Origin of the sequence: Ornithinibacillus proteolyticus (genome assembly GCF_039581225.1) — a bacterium.
GTDB classification, from domain to species: domain Bacteria; phylum Bacillota; class Bacilli; order Bacillales; family Amphibacillaceae; genus Ornithinibacillus; species Ornithinibacillus massiliensis.
In genome coordinates, this window is record NZ_JBCPXV010000005.1 from 51,872 (window position 1) to 66,214 (window position 14,343).

General features: G+C 39.3%; 12 protein-coding genes and 1 pseudogene. 4 read left to right on the top strand and 9 right to left on the bottom strand.

The window, feature by feature from the left end; all coding sequences use genetic code 11:
- Window positions 1–100: 100 nt before the first annotated feature.
- The 9 genes from AAIB49_RS04210 to AAIB49_RS04250 all read right to left on the bottom strand — a co-directional run bounded on the left by AAIB49_RS04210 (window position 101) and on the right by AAIB49_RS04250 (window position 9,912).
- A complete protein-coding gene (locus AAIB49_RS04210) occupies window positions 101–1,213 on the bottom strand; it encodes a protein kinase family protein (protein ID WP_343457301.1) in 1,113 nt (370 codons plus the stop codon).
- A gap of 5 nt (window positions 1,214–1,218) precedes the next feature.
- The gene (locus tag AAIB49_RS04215) at window positions 1,219–2,025 is read right to left on the bottom strand and encodes an aminoglycoside adenylyltransferase domain-containing protein (protein ID WP_343457302.1); all 807 of its coding nucleotides are present in this window, start codon (window positions 2,023–2,025) and stop codon (window positions 1,219–1,221) included.
- Between the two features lie 18 nt (window positions 2,026–2,043).
- A complete protein-coding gene (locus AAIB49_RS04220; protein WP_339216849.1) occupies window positions 2,044–2,886 on the bottom strand; it encodes a hypothetical protein in 843 nt (280 codons plus the stop codon).
- A gap of 149 nt (window positions 2,887–3,035) precedes the next feature.
- Entirely contained in the window at window positions 3,036–3,365 is a 330-nt protein-coding gene (locus tag AAIB49_RS04225; protein ID WP_339216850.1) for a DUF3870 domain-containing protein, read from the bottom strand.
- Window positions 3,362–4,129: an IclR family transcriptional regulator gene (locus AAIB49_RS04230; protein ID WP_339216851.1), complete on the bottom strand. Its 768-nt coding sequence runs from the start codon at window positions 4,127–4,129 to the stop codon at window positions 3,362–3,364. The genes AAIB49_RS04225 and AAIB49_RS04230 overlap by 4 nt, the downstream gene beginning before the upstream one ends.
- A gap of 66 nt (window positions 4,130–4,195) precedes the next feature.
- A complete protein-coding gene (locus tag AAIB49_RS04235) occupies window positions 4,196–5,368 on the bottom strand; it encodes a saccharopine dehydrogenase family protein (protein WP_339216852.1) in 1,173 nt (390 codons plus the stop codon).
- A 182-nt stretch (window positions 5,369–5,550) separates the two neighbouring features.
- A complete protein-coding gene (locus tag AAIB49_RS04240) occupies window positions 5,551–7,041 on the bottom strand; it encodes an aldehyde dehydrogenase family protein (RefSeq protein WP_445254522.1) in 1,491 nt (496 codons plus the stop codon).
- A 31-nt stretch (window positions 7,042–7,072) separates the two neighbouring features.
- Window positions 7,073–8,737 carry a thiamine pyrophosphate-binding protein gene (locus AAIB49_RS04245; RefSeq protein ID WP_343457303.1) on the bottom strand — a complete coding sequence of 555 codons (1,665 nt, stop codon included), beginning with the start codon at window positions 8,735–8,737 and terminating at the stop codon, window positions 7,073–7,075.
- The gene (locus AAIB49_RS04250; RefSeq protein ID WP_343457304.1) at window positions 8,734–9,912 is read right to left on the bottom strand and encodes an LL-diaminopimelate aminotransferase; all 1,179 of its coding nucleotides are present in this window, start codon (window positions 9,910–9,912) and stop codon (window positions 8,734–8,736) included. Before AAIB49_RS04250 ends, AAIB49_RS04245 begins: the two co-directional genes overlap by 4 nt.
- Window positions 9,913–10,065: 153 nt before the next feature.
- Between AAIB49_RS04250 and kynU the strand changes: the two are divergent.
- The 4 genes and pseudogenes from kynU (at window position 10,066) to dnaN (ending at window position 14,029) form a co-directional block, all read left to right on the top strand.
- Window positions 10,066–11,337, top strand: a pseudogene (gene kynU, locus AAIB49_RS04255) (kynureninase).
- The gene (kynB, locus tag AAIB49_RS04260; protein WP_339216857.1) at window positions 11,337–11,981 is read left to right on the top strand and encodes an arylformamidase; all 645 of its coding nucleotides are present in this window, start codon (window positions 11,337–11,339) and stop codon (window positions 11,979–11,981) included. The pseudogene kynU and the gene kynB overlap by 1 nt, the downstream one beginning before the upstream one ends.
- Window positions 11,974–12,822: a tryptophan 2,3-dioxygenase gene (gene kynA / locus AAIB49_RS04265; RefSeq protein WP_339216858.1), complete on the top strand. Its 849-nt coding sequence runs from the start codon at window positions 11,974–11,976 to the stop codon at window positions 12,820–12,822. The genes kynB and kynA overlap by 8 nt, the downstream gene beginning before the upstream one ends.
- Before the next feature lie 82 nt (window positions 12,823–12,904).
- Window positions 12,905–14,029: a DNA polymerase III subunit beta gene (gene dnaN / locus AAIB49_RS04270; RefSeq protein ID WP_339216860.1), complete on the top strand. Its 1,125-nt coding sequence runs from the start codon at window positions 12,905–12,907 to the stop codon at window positions 14,027–14,029.
- Window positions 14,030–14,343 lie beyond the last annotated feature (314 nt).

Sequence of the window (14,343 nt, forward strand, 5' to 3'; positions counted from 1 at the left end):
CACGCTTGAAGAGGGAGACTTCTTTCGGAAGTGCGTTAAAAAATCGGCTATAGTCAACTACTATAGCCAGTTTTTTGTATGTATCCCATTGTTGACACCTCTATAATTCCGCTATTATTCTATCCGCTTCTTCCGCTAATCTCATCTGTACTTCTACTATCGTCATATATTTTTCTATAACCTCATCCAAATCATTTGTAGTGCTATTCGCAAGTAGTTTCATTAATTTAGGCATTTCCCAAGCACTTCGGAAGGCGACAGAGAGATAGAATCCAAGTTTCGGTAATAAAGGATTCCCCTTCCATCCCGTCAGCCTTAGTCCTTCTAAATATTCATCAAATAACCGCTCTTGATAATACCAAGCCTCATGGATTGGTATATCATCATTGCTTATAGCAACTCCAAACATTTTTCCTAGATCCTCACCTAGCCCAGAAACACTAAAATACTGCCAATCAATTACGGTTAATTCTCTATTCAAATACATATTTTGTTTACTTAAATCATGATGAGAAACTACTCTTGGCAGCGTCTTTAATATGTGAAAATAATGATTCTGATGTTGTCTTAACGATAGGTAAGAATTCCATTTTTTATCAACCGATTTATAGCGTCCTTTTACTATTGGGTAATAACTACTTGCGTCTGGTGCATATCGGTCACAGCCAGCAACCCACGACGCTAACCATTCCTGGCAAATCCAGTCCTCTTTTGGTAAGGGGATTTCCCCAGTGGCGTACCCTCCATGGAATAATCCGATCTTATGGGCAATGAGGGAAAATTGCTCCATAGACCAGGAAGCAAGATTACTCTCTTTCACTTCTTCCATCCAAAGCCAAATCTCTGAATCTGATTTTTCTTCTACTACATAACATTGAGGAACTTGGATAAGAGGTGGAATATGGTTTAAGACCCCTGATTGATATACCAATGCTTCTCTCTTCCAATAATTAAAGTGCGCTTGATCATTCTTTTCCTCTGATTCTGGCTGAATAATTTTTAAAAACAATGACCATGGATAATCAACCTCTCCACTTTTAGCATTTCCCCGAACTTGATATAGTCCAGCCGTCGTAAAATTTTTCTTTTTAATAGAAAATGGACTAATCTTCCAATCTGTAATAACTAATTCCGCTTTATTTAATTCCTTTTCGACACATTGATGTAGTACCCCTATGGCTACTTGCAACCTCATCGTCTGTGTGGAGTGCATATATTTTACCCCTTACCTTCTCTCATATTTTCTACTTCACCTTTGATAAAATCGCATAGAAGAAAAAGTTCTTCATAAGTGAGCCTATCTAACTTCTTTTCACCCGTATAACACGCTACTACTTTATGTATGGTATCCTGTAAATTCTTTGGCAAATGGGATAGGGCCCATTGACCTGCTTCTAGCTTTGACGAGATGATTCCATCTTTCCAATACCAGTACACTCTTAGCAAGTTCAAAGTACAATAAATCGGATCGTCTTCTATATTCGCTAAACAATCTTCAAAGTCTCCCATGATCGAGGCAATATAGTCAGACTTTGGTACAGGTGGGAATACATTATCAATTGGCTCCCCTCTTAAACAAATTCCACGGTGATGGAGTATGGTAATATGTGCAGCTAAGTCTGGATCTACTTTCTTTTCTTCATTCAAATAATGAAACGTATGCTTATGCAAATCATCCTTATAGCGACCTCGCCAGAATTCACTATAGTGAAATTCAAATGGACAAGGATGGTTCCAGCTTCTTAATGACTCAGCATGTAGAATACTTAGTTCCACTGGATAAGGAAAATTAGATAGATCTAATAATATTCGTGCTAAATCTCGCTTTTCTTCTATAGCTAGAGAGTCCTTCGTAACAAAAAGTAGATCAATATCACTCTGACTCGGATTAAATCCCCCCATTGCTAAAGACCCATGAAGATAGCTACCTACAACATTTTCTCCAATCCGCTCATTGATTCTTAATTGCAAGTTATCGACAAAGTCCTTGACCTTAGCTGGACATGTTTTCCATGAATAAGACATACCCGCTTCCCCCGATCTTTATTTATAATTAGACAACCAGGCCTCCACTATCTCAATAAAAAGTTTCTCTTTCCAAAGTAACAATGTATGTAATTCACCTTTTTCCAGAATATAGTCTTGAAACATACAATCTGCGATATAATAACCGAGTCGATTAAAACCAAAATGATTACCACCATTAATCGAAAACCATTCCTTAAAAATCTCATTACTAGCTGTTCCACTATGCATGTCTCTTATAAATGTTTGAATTATCTCTTGTTTATTCCCTTTAGCAAATTCAAGCCAATCATCTTCACCATATTTATAGGAAAAATATATTGACTCATCGAGGCCCGGAACAATCTGCTTAGAAAAATGTGTTGCTGCTCCTTCTTGTAATAACCAAGTATACGGATGATTCCAATTGACAGATTTCCAATCTATTTCATGGTTATTCGAGAAAATATTATGAGCAGCATGTCCAAACTCGTGTGCAATAATGACTTGAAGAGGCTCTTTCTCATACGTGAGTCTCTCCATAGCAAACGTTATATCAGGTATAATCTGTCGATGGGTGTATGCATTAGAACCATATGCACCTATGATTAGATTTACACTAATTGGAAATTCAAGCTGATATACTTTCTTATATTTTTCTACCGTAGTTTCAATAAGACTAGCAATACGTTCATGGACTAAAGTAATAGAATCCCAGTCCGTGCGATACTTCAGTATAGCTTGATGTAATCGCTCATCCGTGTTTTTGCAATGAATTGGAAAGTATGCGTTAAAAATTTTATGATACGTATCGTAGTATGCTCGTAGATTCTCTATTGAAGGATTAGCAGGAAATGTGTCAAACGTATCCACGATTCTCATCGTTAAATCCCTCCTCCCATTGTCTTTCAACATAGTTATATTAAGATTACCTCCATTCTAACAAACGCCCTACACATTTAATAGACTAATGGAAATTTTTAAACAAAGAAAAACGCATAGACAAATATGCGTTCAATAGAATAACAGCTTTATAACGAGGCACTTTTTTTCTTTTCTAAATATAACTCATACTGCTTATGCAAATCTTTCAAAGCCGAAACAATGGCATTTCCCGCTTTCCCCATATAATGTCGTTTTACTGTTTGAATTGGTTCATCGATACCATCTTGCAGACTGTAGCCCCGCAATAAATATTGCACAAAGTCACGACCATGCTCAGTTGCCAGGGTACAACTTGCTGCAACAATTACACCATATTTCCGGTCAATTTCCGCGGTGATGGTTAAGGTTTCAAACATATTTTGTGCAGCCATACCGGATGGTAATCTAGCATGCCCTGCAATAAAAACGGTATTCATGTTGAATCAACAACTCCTTGGACAAAGCCTCGAAATCCTAGTTTTCTAGATATTCGTGCGGCTGTTTCTTCTGTTTTGGTTTTTATTTGTTGTAAATTATCTCCTTCAAAATAAGTGGATAGACCACTCACTGTAAGTGCAGCAATTACATTATTCCGATAGTCATAAATCGGATAAGATATTCCAGTCGTATTCTCATCCTGCTCCCCAATACTATAGGAATATCCTTCCGTTCGAATACGTCTTAGTTCTTTTTCCATTTTTTCTCGATTAATGGTAGTACCGGCAAGATTTAAGATTTCTTCTTGCTTCTGTTCTGGAATATGTGCTAATAATAGCTTCGGGCCAGATCCAATATAAAGTGGTGAGCTCTTACCAATCCGTGTATAGAGCCGAATCGCTTTATTACTTTCTACCTTTTCTATATACGTTGCCTCTTGATGATTTAGCACGACAAGATGAACTGCCTCTTGAATATCATAAGCAAGCTTCTCCATATAAGGATAAGCAATTCTTCTGACCTCCAATTGGTCAGAAACTAATTGTCCGAGCTCTAGCAACTTTAACCCTAATCGATAACGGCTATCGTGTTCATTCTCTTTTATTTTATAAACATAATTCATTGCTTCTAATGCTGACAATAACCGGTAAGCAGTAGGCTTAGGGAGATTGGCTCGGTTAGCAATATCTTTTAAGGACAATTCATAGTTTTTCTCATCAAATAAATTTAATAGCTTTAGTGCTTTTATGACACTTTGATTCATCTCAATTCTCCTTGCAAGCTACAATTAGAAAAATTCCCCTCTGCCTAAACAGAGGGTTAATATTCATTAGCTTTTCACCTTGGAGTCTTCTTTTATTACGGTTTCTTTAATATGAACATCACGCTTTGCCATTTCCTTAATATAAATGTCTCCTGGTACACTTCTCTCTGGAGGGTAGACGCCTTTTCTGGTGATTATTCCGCTTCCAATCATTTGCGCGACAACGGAAATCGTATTGGCAGTTGCTCTTGCCATTGCAGTTACGTTATGCTCTCTATCTTTAAATGTTGCCATTTCATATTCGTACGTAGTCTCTTCTCCGTCCTTTATACCAGACACGACAACACGAAGTAATACCGCATCATCCCTATCCCCAAGCTCTACAATAGGATCTAACACTTTTAGTAATACTTCTCTTGGCTTGACTTTTTGACCATGTAATTCAACCTCATAATCATTACGAGTAAGGTTTAAATCAACTAGTAACTTAAACTTCTCCGCATGGCCTGGATAACGTATCGTCTTATATTCTAAAGTATCCACATTAGGATAAGATATTGGTAATGTGGATGTTCCACCAGAAGTATGGAAAGCTTCTAATGGACCAAATTTTTCAAAATGAAGTCGTTCCACTTCAGATAAGGAAGGGATTTCTTGTTTCAAACCGTTACGGATAATTAGAGATGGATCGGTATAATGATCCAATAACCCTTCCATGGAAAACACATGAAAATATTCTAGTGGTGGTTCCGGCTTTACTGGAATTCCACCGACAAATAATCGAATCGATTTTACCTCATCTAATTTACTTGCCCCATATCCGGAAAGGATATTAATCATTCCTGGAGCAACACCTAAATCAGGAATCAGCGTTACACCTGCAACCTCCGCATCATCATGCATCTCTAACACTTTATCCGTTATGTGACCTATATGCCCTCCAAGGTCTACAGAGTTCACACCAACTTGGATTGCTGTTTTGGCTACAATCTCGTTAAAGGAATAAAATAAGGCATTGATGATAACGTCGTATTGACGCATAAATTGTGCTAGTTCTGTTTCATTGGATGCATCTACTTGGAAGGCAGTTAGTTTTGGTGAATTAAGTTGATTTACTACATGTTGTGCACGTGCTAAGTCAATATCTGCAAGTCCAATAGCTGTGACTTGCTCACTTGCTGCTAGATCTCGTGCTGCTTCTTTTCCCATTAATCCTGATCCTAATACTCCTACTTTCATGTGATCACTCCTTATGTTCTTTTAAAAGTTGTATTTTATATCATTTCGCGAGTGGCTGGTGAACTCGTATAGTCCATCAGTGAGTCCACCAATACTGTTCTTTAACTCCACTCGCTTAGAGAAAACGCTTCGCATCAGTTCCTTCATAAAAAGAGGACCTTTCTCCTAGCTAAACGTATCGGTTACTCCACATCAATTTGTGCCCTTTGTAATTTACCGCTATAGTCCACGTATACGGATTTCCACTCTGTAAAGACGTCTAGCGCTTGGACGCCGGAGTCACGATGGCCGTTTCCTGTTCCCTTCGTTCCTCCAAATGGTAGGTGAATTTCTGCTCCGGTTGTTCCTGCATTGACATAGACTATGCCAGTGTCTAAATCGCGTTGTGCTTTGAATACGCGGTTTACGTCTCTAGTAAAGATGGAGCTGGACAGACCAAATGTCACACCATTATTCACTTCTATCGCTTCTTCAAAGCTCTTAACCGGAATTAACGAAACGACAGGACCAAAGATTTCTTCTTGTGCAATGCGCATGGAAGCAGTCGCATCGGTAAATAAGGTTGGTGCAAAGTAATTACCAGATGCATGATCTCCTTCTGTTAGTTCATAACCACCTGCTAGAAGCTTAGCCCCTTCTTCTTTACCAATCTCGATATACTTCTTAATCTTTTCAATTCCACCCTTATTAATAATTGGACCAACTTTGATGGATTCATCTAATCCATTACCAATCGTTAATGTTTCCATCGCAACTAATAAACGCTCTTCTAAAGCCTCTTTCACATCCTCATGAACAATGACACGGCTACATGCGGTACAACGTTGGCCGCTTGTTCCAAAGGCACTCCATAGAATCCCTTCAACGGCTAAATCAAGATCTGCATCATCCATAACGATTACAGCGTTCTTGCCACCCATTTCTAAGGAAACCTTTTTCAATTGACGTCCACATTCTGCCGCAATATTTCTTCCCACATCATTAGAGCCTGTAAAGGAAATAACTCGGATATCTTTATGATGCACCATTGCATTTCCAACCTCTGAACCACTTCCAAATACGACATTAATCACACCTTTAGGTAGACCTGCCTCTTCAAAAATCTTCGCTAGTTCATATGCCATGATTGGGGTTTCCGTTGCAGGCTTCCATACAACAGCATTACCAGCTACTATCGCAGGAAAGGACTTCCATGTCGCTATCGCAATTGGAAAATTCCAAGGAGTAATAATGCCGACAACTCCAATGGGAGCGCGCACACTCATAGCAAACTTATCCTTCAGCTCTGCAGGAGTGGTTTGGCCAAATAGACGTCTCCCTTCACCTGCCATATAAAATGCCATATCAATACCTTCCTGTACTTCCCCTCGTGCTTCCTCAATTACCTTTCCATTTTCCATTGTTAGTAGCTGAGAGATTTCTTCTTTTCTTTCTTTTAGAAGATAACCTACTCGATATAATACCTCCGCACGTTGTGGTGCTGGAATCATTGCCCACTCTTTTTGTGCCTTTTTAGCAGCTTGAACGGCTGCATCAACACTTGCTTGGTCTGATAATGGCACATCAAGTATTGCTTCCCCTGTTGCCGGGTTAATTACTGGCGTTGTCTTCTCTACCTCAACCCATTCTCCATTAATATAGTTTGCTAGTTTCTTCGTTTTTACTTCTACCATTTTCATAACCTCCTCTAATATTTTCATTGATTTATGACTTAAGGGATTTTTCCCTTATGGACGAAATGGTGGATGTGACTGAAATTTGCTCTACGTCGGTTATTATTTCGATAACCGACGGCATATTACTATTCAATGCTTGCATCAACGCATTCTTAAATTCTTCGATGGTCGATACAGTATAGCCTTGTGCACCCACAGCTTTGGCTAGCGCGGAGAACGAGACTTTTCCTAAATCAGTTCCAATAACGCGTGTCGGATAGTGCATCTCTTGATGCATTCGGATAGTTCCATAACTATTGTTATTAAACACAAGTGCAATTACTGGTATATTTTCTCGGACCGCTGTCTCCAGTTCTTGACACGTCATCATGAACCCGCCATCACCAGAAAGTGATACAACTGTCTTACTCGGTGATGCAAGCTTTGCCCCTATTGCAGCAGGTAAACCATATCCCATAGCCCCAGAAGTCGGCCCTATATACGTATCCTTTTCCGAAAAAGGATAAAAGCCGTGTAACCATCCTGCAAAGTTGCCTGCATCATTTGTTATGATGGTATCTGATTCCAGCATTTCTACCATTGCATGAATAATATGCTTATTAATAACATCTGACTCTGAAACTACTAAACTGCTAACCTCTCGAAAACGTTGATTACTTTCCTTAGCCCAATCTGACCAGCTGCGGTTAAGATTTACCATACGTAATGATTCGATTGCCTTTTTCATGTCAGCTATTATGGCTAAGTCAGGTGGATATACCTTTCCAATTACCTCATGCTCGATGTCAATATGGATGAGCTTCTGATTGGCGGATAACAAGGTATAGTCTTGAGTTGTTACCTCGGAAAGTCTGGTTCCACATGCTAAAATCACATCTGCTTCCTGAATCGTTTGTATTACCTTCTTCGGGGTTCCTAGTCCAAGATGCCCCGCATATAAAGGATGCGTATTTGGAAACACATCATGTCGTCTAAACGAGGCTACAACTGGAATATGCCACGCCTCCGCCAAATCTACTAACTCTGTCTCTGCTTGTGATAGCTTTACCCCTCCCCCAGCAATAATGAGCGGTTTTTCCGCTTTATTAAGAATCTTTTCGATTGAAACCATTTCTTCTTTGGAAGGGGAGGGCTTTGGTATTGTTATTTTCGGTCCAAAAGACATCTCGACTTCTTGAGGAAGTACGTCCTCTGGTAAGGAAACAACTACGGGACCAGGTCGACCTGACTGTGCAATTCGAAATGCTCGATCGACAAGTTCTGGTATTCTTTCGGGATCGCTAATCTCAACAGCCCATTTACTAATTGGTTTAAAGAAGTGGTCGAGGTCTACCTCCTGGAATCCTTCTCGACCTCGAAACTTACGATGCACCTGGCCAAGAAAAACTACCATCGGGGTAGAATCCTGATATGCTGTATGAACACCAATGGATAGATTAGCAGCACCTACTCCTCTTGTAGCCAAGACAATTCCCGGCTTATGGGCAGCCTTTGCATACCCTTCCGCCATAAAGGATGCTCCACCCTCATGTCTTGCCGAAATAAGCTCTATTGAGGACTCACTATAAAGTGCATCAAGTAGTGGCAGGTAGCTTTCACCAGGGACACAAAATACTTTCGATATACCTTCTCTTTTCACACACTCTACGATTGCTTGTGCTGCAGTCATCTTTGTTTTTAATTCCATGCTCATGACGGTTTCACGCCCTTACTCATAAATTCCTTTATTCTCCTAATCACTTCATCAATGCGTTCCAATTCTACCGATAGAGAAATCCGAATATACCCTTCACCAGAAGGTCCAAAAGCAGTTCCTGGTGTAACGATAATTCCAGCCTCCTCCAATAGCTTGTGAGCAAACGCTTCTGATGAATTGCCTGGTGGAATCTTTGGCCAAACAAATATAGACCCCCTAGGCTTATCTAGCTGAAAACCTGCATCAGTTAATCCTTTGTACATTCGTTCCATTCTTTCTTTAAAGATTTCATTATGCTTTCTCACATCCGCTAAGTCACTCTTTAATGCATGTGCTGCCGCCTTTTGGATGGATAGGAATTGACTAGTATCGATATTGCTCTTATACGTGTGAAGCGCTTTGATCAATTCCTTATTCCCTACAACATAACCAATTCGCCAGCCAGTCATATTAAAGCTCTTCGACAAAGAACCGAATTCAATTGCTACCTCTTTCGCCTTAGGGACTTGAAGAATGCTTGGTGACTTATATCCATCAAAGGTTACTAAATCGTAGGCAGCATCATGAATGACCGCTATTTGATTCTTCTCACCAAATGCAACCGCTTCCATAAAAGTATCTAATTCGACTGTTGCCGCTGTTGGATTACCTGGGTAGTTTAAAAACATCAGCTTTGCTTCTCGTATATCCTCCGCTAACAATCGGTCAAACATTGGTACATAGCCATTGTCTACATCTAACGGCAGATATGTACTACGCCCACCAGCTAAATGGACTGCTGTCTGATAAACGGGATACCCTGGGTCTGGAATAAGCACCCTATCGCCAGGATTAATGGTAGCCTGCATAAGATTGGCAATGCCTTCTTTGGAGCCAATTAATGCTAATACTTCGGTGTCTGGGTCCAACTCTACCCCATAGTGGTTCTGATAAAAGTAAGCAACAGCCTCACGAAATTCTTTACTTCCATCATAGGGGGAGTATCGGTGATTAGACGGATTTTGCACTTCCTCACAGAGTTTATCAATAATAAACTTCGGTGTTGGTAAGTCTGGTGCACCAATTCCTAAGTCAATAACATCCACGCCCTGTGCCTTCAACGCTTCTTTCCTTTTTTGAAATCTGGAAAATAGATATGGTGGCAAATCCTTTACCTTCTTGGACACATACATGGTTCTACCCATCCTTCCGTTTCAACATGCGAAATGCCATTTCATATATCTGGTATCAGTATAATCGTATTAATTAAAATTTTCAATTATTATCAAAAAACGAAATATTTTTGTTACAATAAAAGTAAGCGCTTAAAAACAGAGGTGATTATTTTGGATACTAGTAGACAATATGCTATTACTTTAGATCATCAAGATCCACTGCAAAAGTTTCGAAAAGAATTCTATGTTACGAAAGATAAAATTTATTTAGACGGAAATTCCTTAGGTCATCTCTCCAAACGCTCGGAACAGGCAGTTCTTTCCATTCTTGATGCTTGGAAAAATGATGCTATTGATGGCTGGACAATCGGTGAGCATCCTTGGTTCTATTTATCGGAGAAAGTAGGAGAAGCATTTGCTCCGCTGGTTGGTGCTAAACCGGATGAGTTAATTGCAACCGGGTCAACTACTACCAATCTGCATCAGCTCCTAGCTAGTTTTTATAAGCCTGAGGGAAAGAAAACGAAAATCCTTGCAGATGAATTAAATTTCCCCTCTGATATCTATGCCATCAAAAGCCAGCTTAAACTAAAAGGATTTTCTCCTGATGAGCATTTAGTACAAGTAAAAAGTAGAGATGGTCATACTCTGACTACAGAGGATATCATCGCTTCGATGACCGATGATATTGCACTGATTATCCTACCGGGAGTTCTATAGCGTAGTGGACAAATTTTAGATATGCGGACCTTAACAGAAGCTGCGTGTGAGCGAGGTATTCCAATCGGTTTTGACCTTTGCCACTCCATTGGCTCCATCCCGCACTATTTATCAGAATGGAACGTTGATTTTGCTTTTTGGTGTACGTATAAACATTTAAACGGTGGACCTGGAAGTGTAGCTGGTATCTATGTAAACGAGAAGCATTTAGGAAATGAACCTGGATTATCTGGCTGGTTCAGCTCGAAAAAGGATAAACAATTTGATTTAGAGCATCAGTTGACACCTGCCCCGACTGCCGGTGCCTACCAGATTGGTACTCCACATGTGTTAAGCTTGGCACCATTAATTGGATCACTTGAAATTTTCCAGGAGGCTGGTATCCAAGCTATTCGTCAAAAGTCCCTAGCATTAACAGATTATCTCATGGCATTAATGGAGATGGAGTTAAGCGAATTTGGGTTTAAAATCGCTTCTCCTAAGGAGCATCTATCTCGTGGGGGACATGTATATGTAACCCATCCGAATGCTACTAGTATCTGTAAAGCACTAAAGGATGCTGGAATTATTCCCGATTTCCGAAGCCCTAATGGCATCCGTCTCGCGCCAGTCGCCTTATATAATACATTTGAGAAAGTTTGGCAGACGGTTGAAGTGCTCAAACAAATTATGCGAGACCAAAAATATAAAAAATACGAGAATACTAGAGGAGTTATCGCGTGATGACAAAATGGATTGATATCACACAAACACTTACAAACGATATGGCTCACTGGCCAGGGGATCGCCCTTTTACATATGAGGTTGCCGCAACGAAGGAACAAACCGGATCTGCTAATGTCGGAAAAATTACGACAAGTGTTCACATGGGGACTCATGTTGATTCTCCATTTCATTTCGACAATGATGGAATCACTATTGAACAAATTCCGATTGAGACGTATATAGGAAAAGCAAAAGTAATCGATGTAAGTTCCTTTCATACCATTACCCCAGAAGTATTACGGGACTATAATTTAGAAGGAGTAGAACGTTTATTACTACACACTTCTTTACCGAATAATCCAAAGCACTTCCCTGAAGAAATCCCGTTATTAGATCCAAGTATCGCAGCCTACTTAGCAAGTAAGGGTGTCCTATTACTCGGAATTGATATGCCTTCTGTGGATCCAATAACTAGTAAGAGCTTAGATACACACCATGCTCTCCATAAACATGGCATCCATATACTAGAAAATCTTATGCTTGATGATGTGTCCCCAGGCTTATATGAATTGATTGCCCTACCACTACGTATCGCTGGGGCCGATGGTAGTCCAGTAAGAGCGGTAATACGTCCTATCAAGGGGGAAATGACGAATGCGTGAAGACTACATTTGGGACCTTTATTCAGATGACTCTGGAGCATATACAGATTTTAAAGAAAAAATGACTTATGGTGACTACTTACAGCTCGAAACATTACTAGACAGTCAGAAACGACTTTCTAATCATCATGATGAGATGCTATTTATCGTCATTCACCAAGTAAGTGAGCTCTGGCTAAAGTTGATGATCCATGAAATAGAGGCAGCAACAAATGCTATACGAAACGGAGAATATCAAGCTGCTTTTAAGATGCTTGCCCGCGTATCAAAAATCCAAACTCAAATTATCCATGCCTGGGATGTCCTCTCAACCTTAACACCAGCTGAGTATATGGAGTTTCGTGGATTTCTAGGCAATGCATCGGGTTTTCAGTCCTATCAGTACCGTCTAGTTGAATTTGTTTTAGGCTATAAAACACCTCATATTGTAAAAATCTATGAGAAGAATCCTGTTTTACATAATCGACTAAAATCAGCCTTTGAGGCTCCTGGCCTATATGACGTATCCATACAAGCATTGGCTAAAGAAGGCTTCCACATTAACCAAAGCATATTAGAACGTGATTTTTCCAGCAAATATCAACAGGATCAAACTGTTGCTGATGCATGGCTAGAGGTATATCGTAACAAAGATACGTATTGGAACCTGTATCAATTAGCAGAAAAACTCGTCGACATTGAAGACTGGTTCCAACAATGGCGATTCCGACATATGAAAACAGTCGAAAGAATTATTGGGCATAAAACAGGAACCGGCGGAACATCCGGTGTTGGTTATTTAAAAAAGGTGTTAGATCATTATTTCTTTCCGGAATTATGGGAAGTGCGAACAAAGCTATAAAGCGATGCATGGGCTTCACTTTTATCATTAAGTCGTATGTCTAATGTACTCCATCGAGCACCTATAGAGAGGATTTACGCGAATGGAATTCACCATTAATAACACTTATTTTAGCAAGGCAATTACAGAAGTTAGTCATGTGGTTTCTTCAAAGGCTACAATTCCAATTTTAACTGGTATAAAAATGGAAGCGAAAGCAGATTGTATCATCCTTACTGGTAGCAATTCTGATATTATTATTCAACGAACGATTCCACAAATCGTTGATGGAGTAAAGGTGCTAGAGATTCACTCCATTGGTAGTATAGTAATTCCAGCAAAATATTTGCGTGAATTAATCAAAAAATTACCAAGCGATATAAGCGTGACCTTATTCGATAATCATTTCATCACTATCCAGTCTGAAGATATTATGACTAGATTAAATGGAATACGTGCGGAAGAGTATCCTCTTTTACCAACGATTAATCAAACGAACCGGATCAGTATTTATAGTGATAAATTAATAGCTGCAATTAAGAAAACTGTTTTTGCTGTTTCTAGGAGCGAAACAAAACCAGTCTTAACTGGCGTAAATCTATCTTTTAAACAGAATGAACTAACCTGTATGGCAACTAATTCTCACCGATTTGCACTATGTAAGCTCGGAATAGAGTCGAATGTAACTGGATCCTTCACCGTACCAAGTGCCGCTTTACAAGAGGTAACCAAGTTATATCATTCCAATACTATATTAGATATCATTGCATCTGAAGATTATATCTTGTTTAAATCAGATAACTTAACTTTATATTCCAGACTAATACAGGGTCATTATCCTGATATGACAGATTTACTTACACAGTCACCAAAAACAAGTATAACTGTGGACACCAAGCAATTACTACAAGGAATTGATAGAGCCTGCTTGTTTGCCAGTGAAAGGAAAAACAATACGGTCCATCTAACTATAAATCATAGCTTATTAAAAATCTCTTCTAAATCTACAGAAGTAGGAAAAATAGAAGAAACACAAAAGATTAGGCTATTAAGTGGCGAGCAACAAGTAAATGTTACACTCGATGGCAGTTATGTAATCGATGCTTTAAAAGAAATGAAAGAGGATGAGGTAAGTATTCGTTTTAATGGCTCTATGCGCCCTGTCATATTGGAACCAGTAGGAAATACCTCTCAGCTTCATCTCATATCTCCTGTTAGGACACATTAAAGATATACTGGGGAGGTCCTGTTTTCTATAGAAGTTATTCAGCTTAAGCAAATGCAATACTTGTTATGAGGGTTGGCAATCTCTTCTTAAATTTGTCACCCTCTAATGCTTCAGCTATTATTTCATTGCCTTATAGCATCCGCTCAGGAGGACAACATTGTGTCGTAAAATTGCATACTTCAATGATCTATTTTTCTTATGCTGTTGAAAAAGTTATGGATACTTCCCTAGCTAAAAGCAAATGAACACTATAAGGGGCTCGAAGCAAATGCCCTGAGCTTGACATGACTATTACGGTATGCACTCTAAATTAA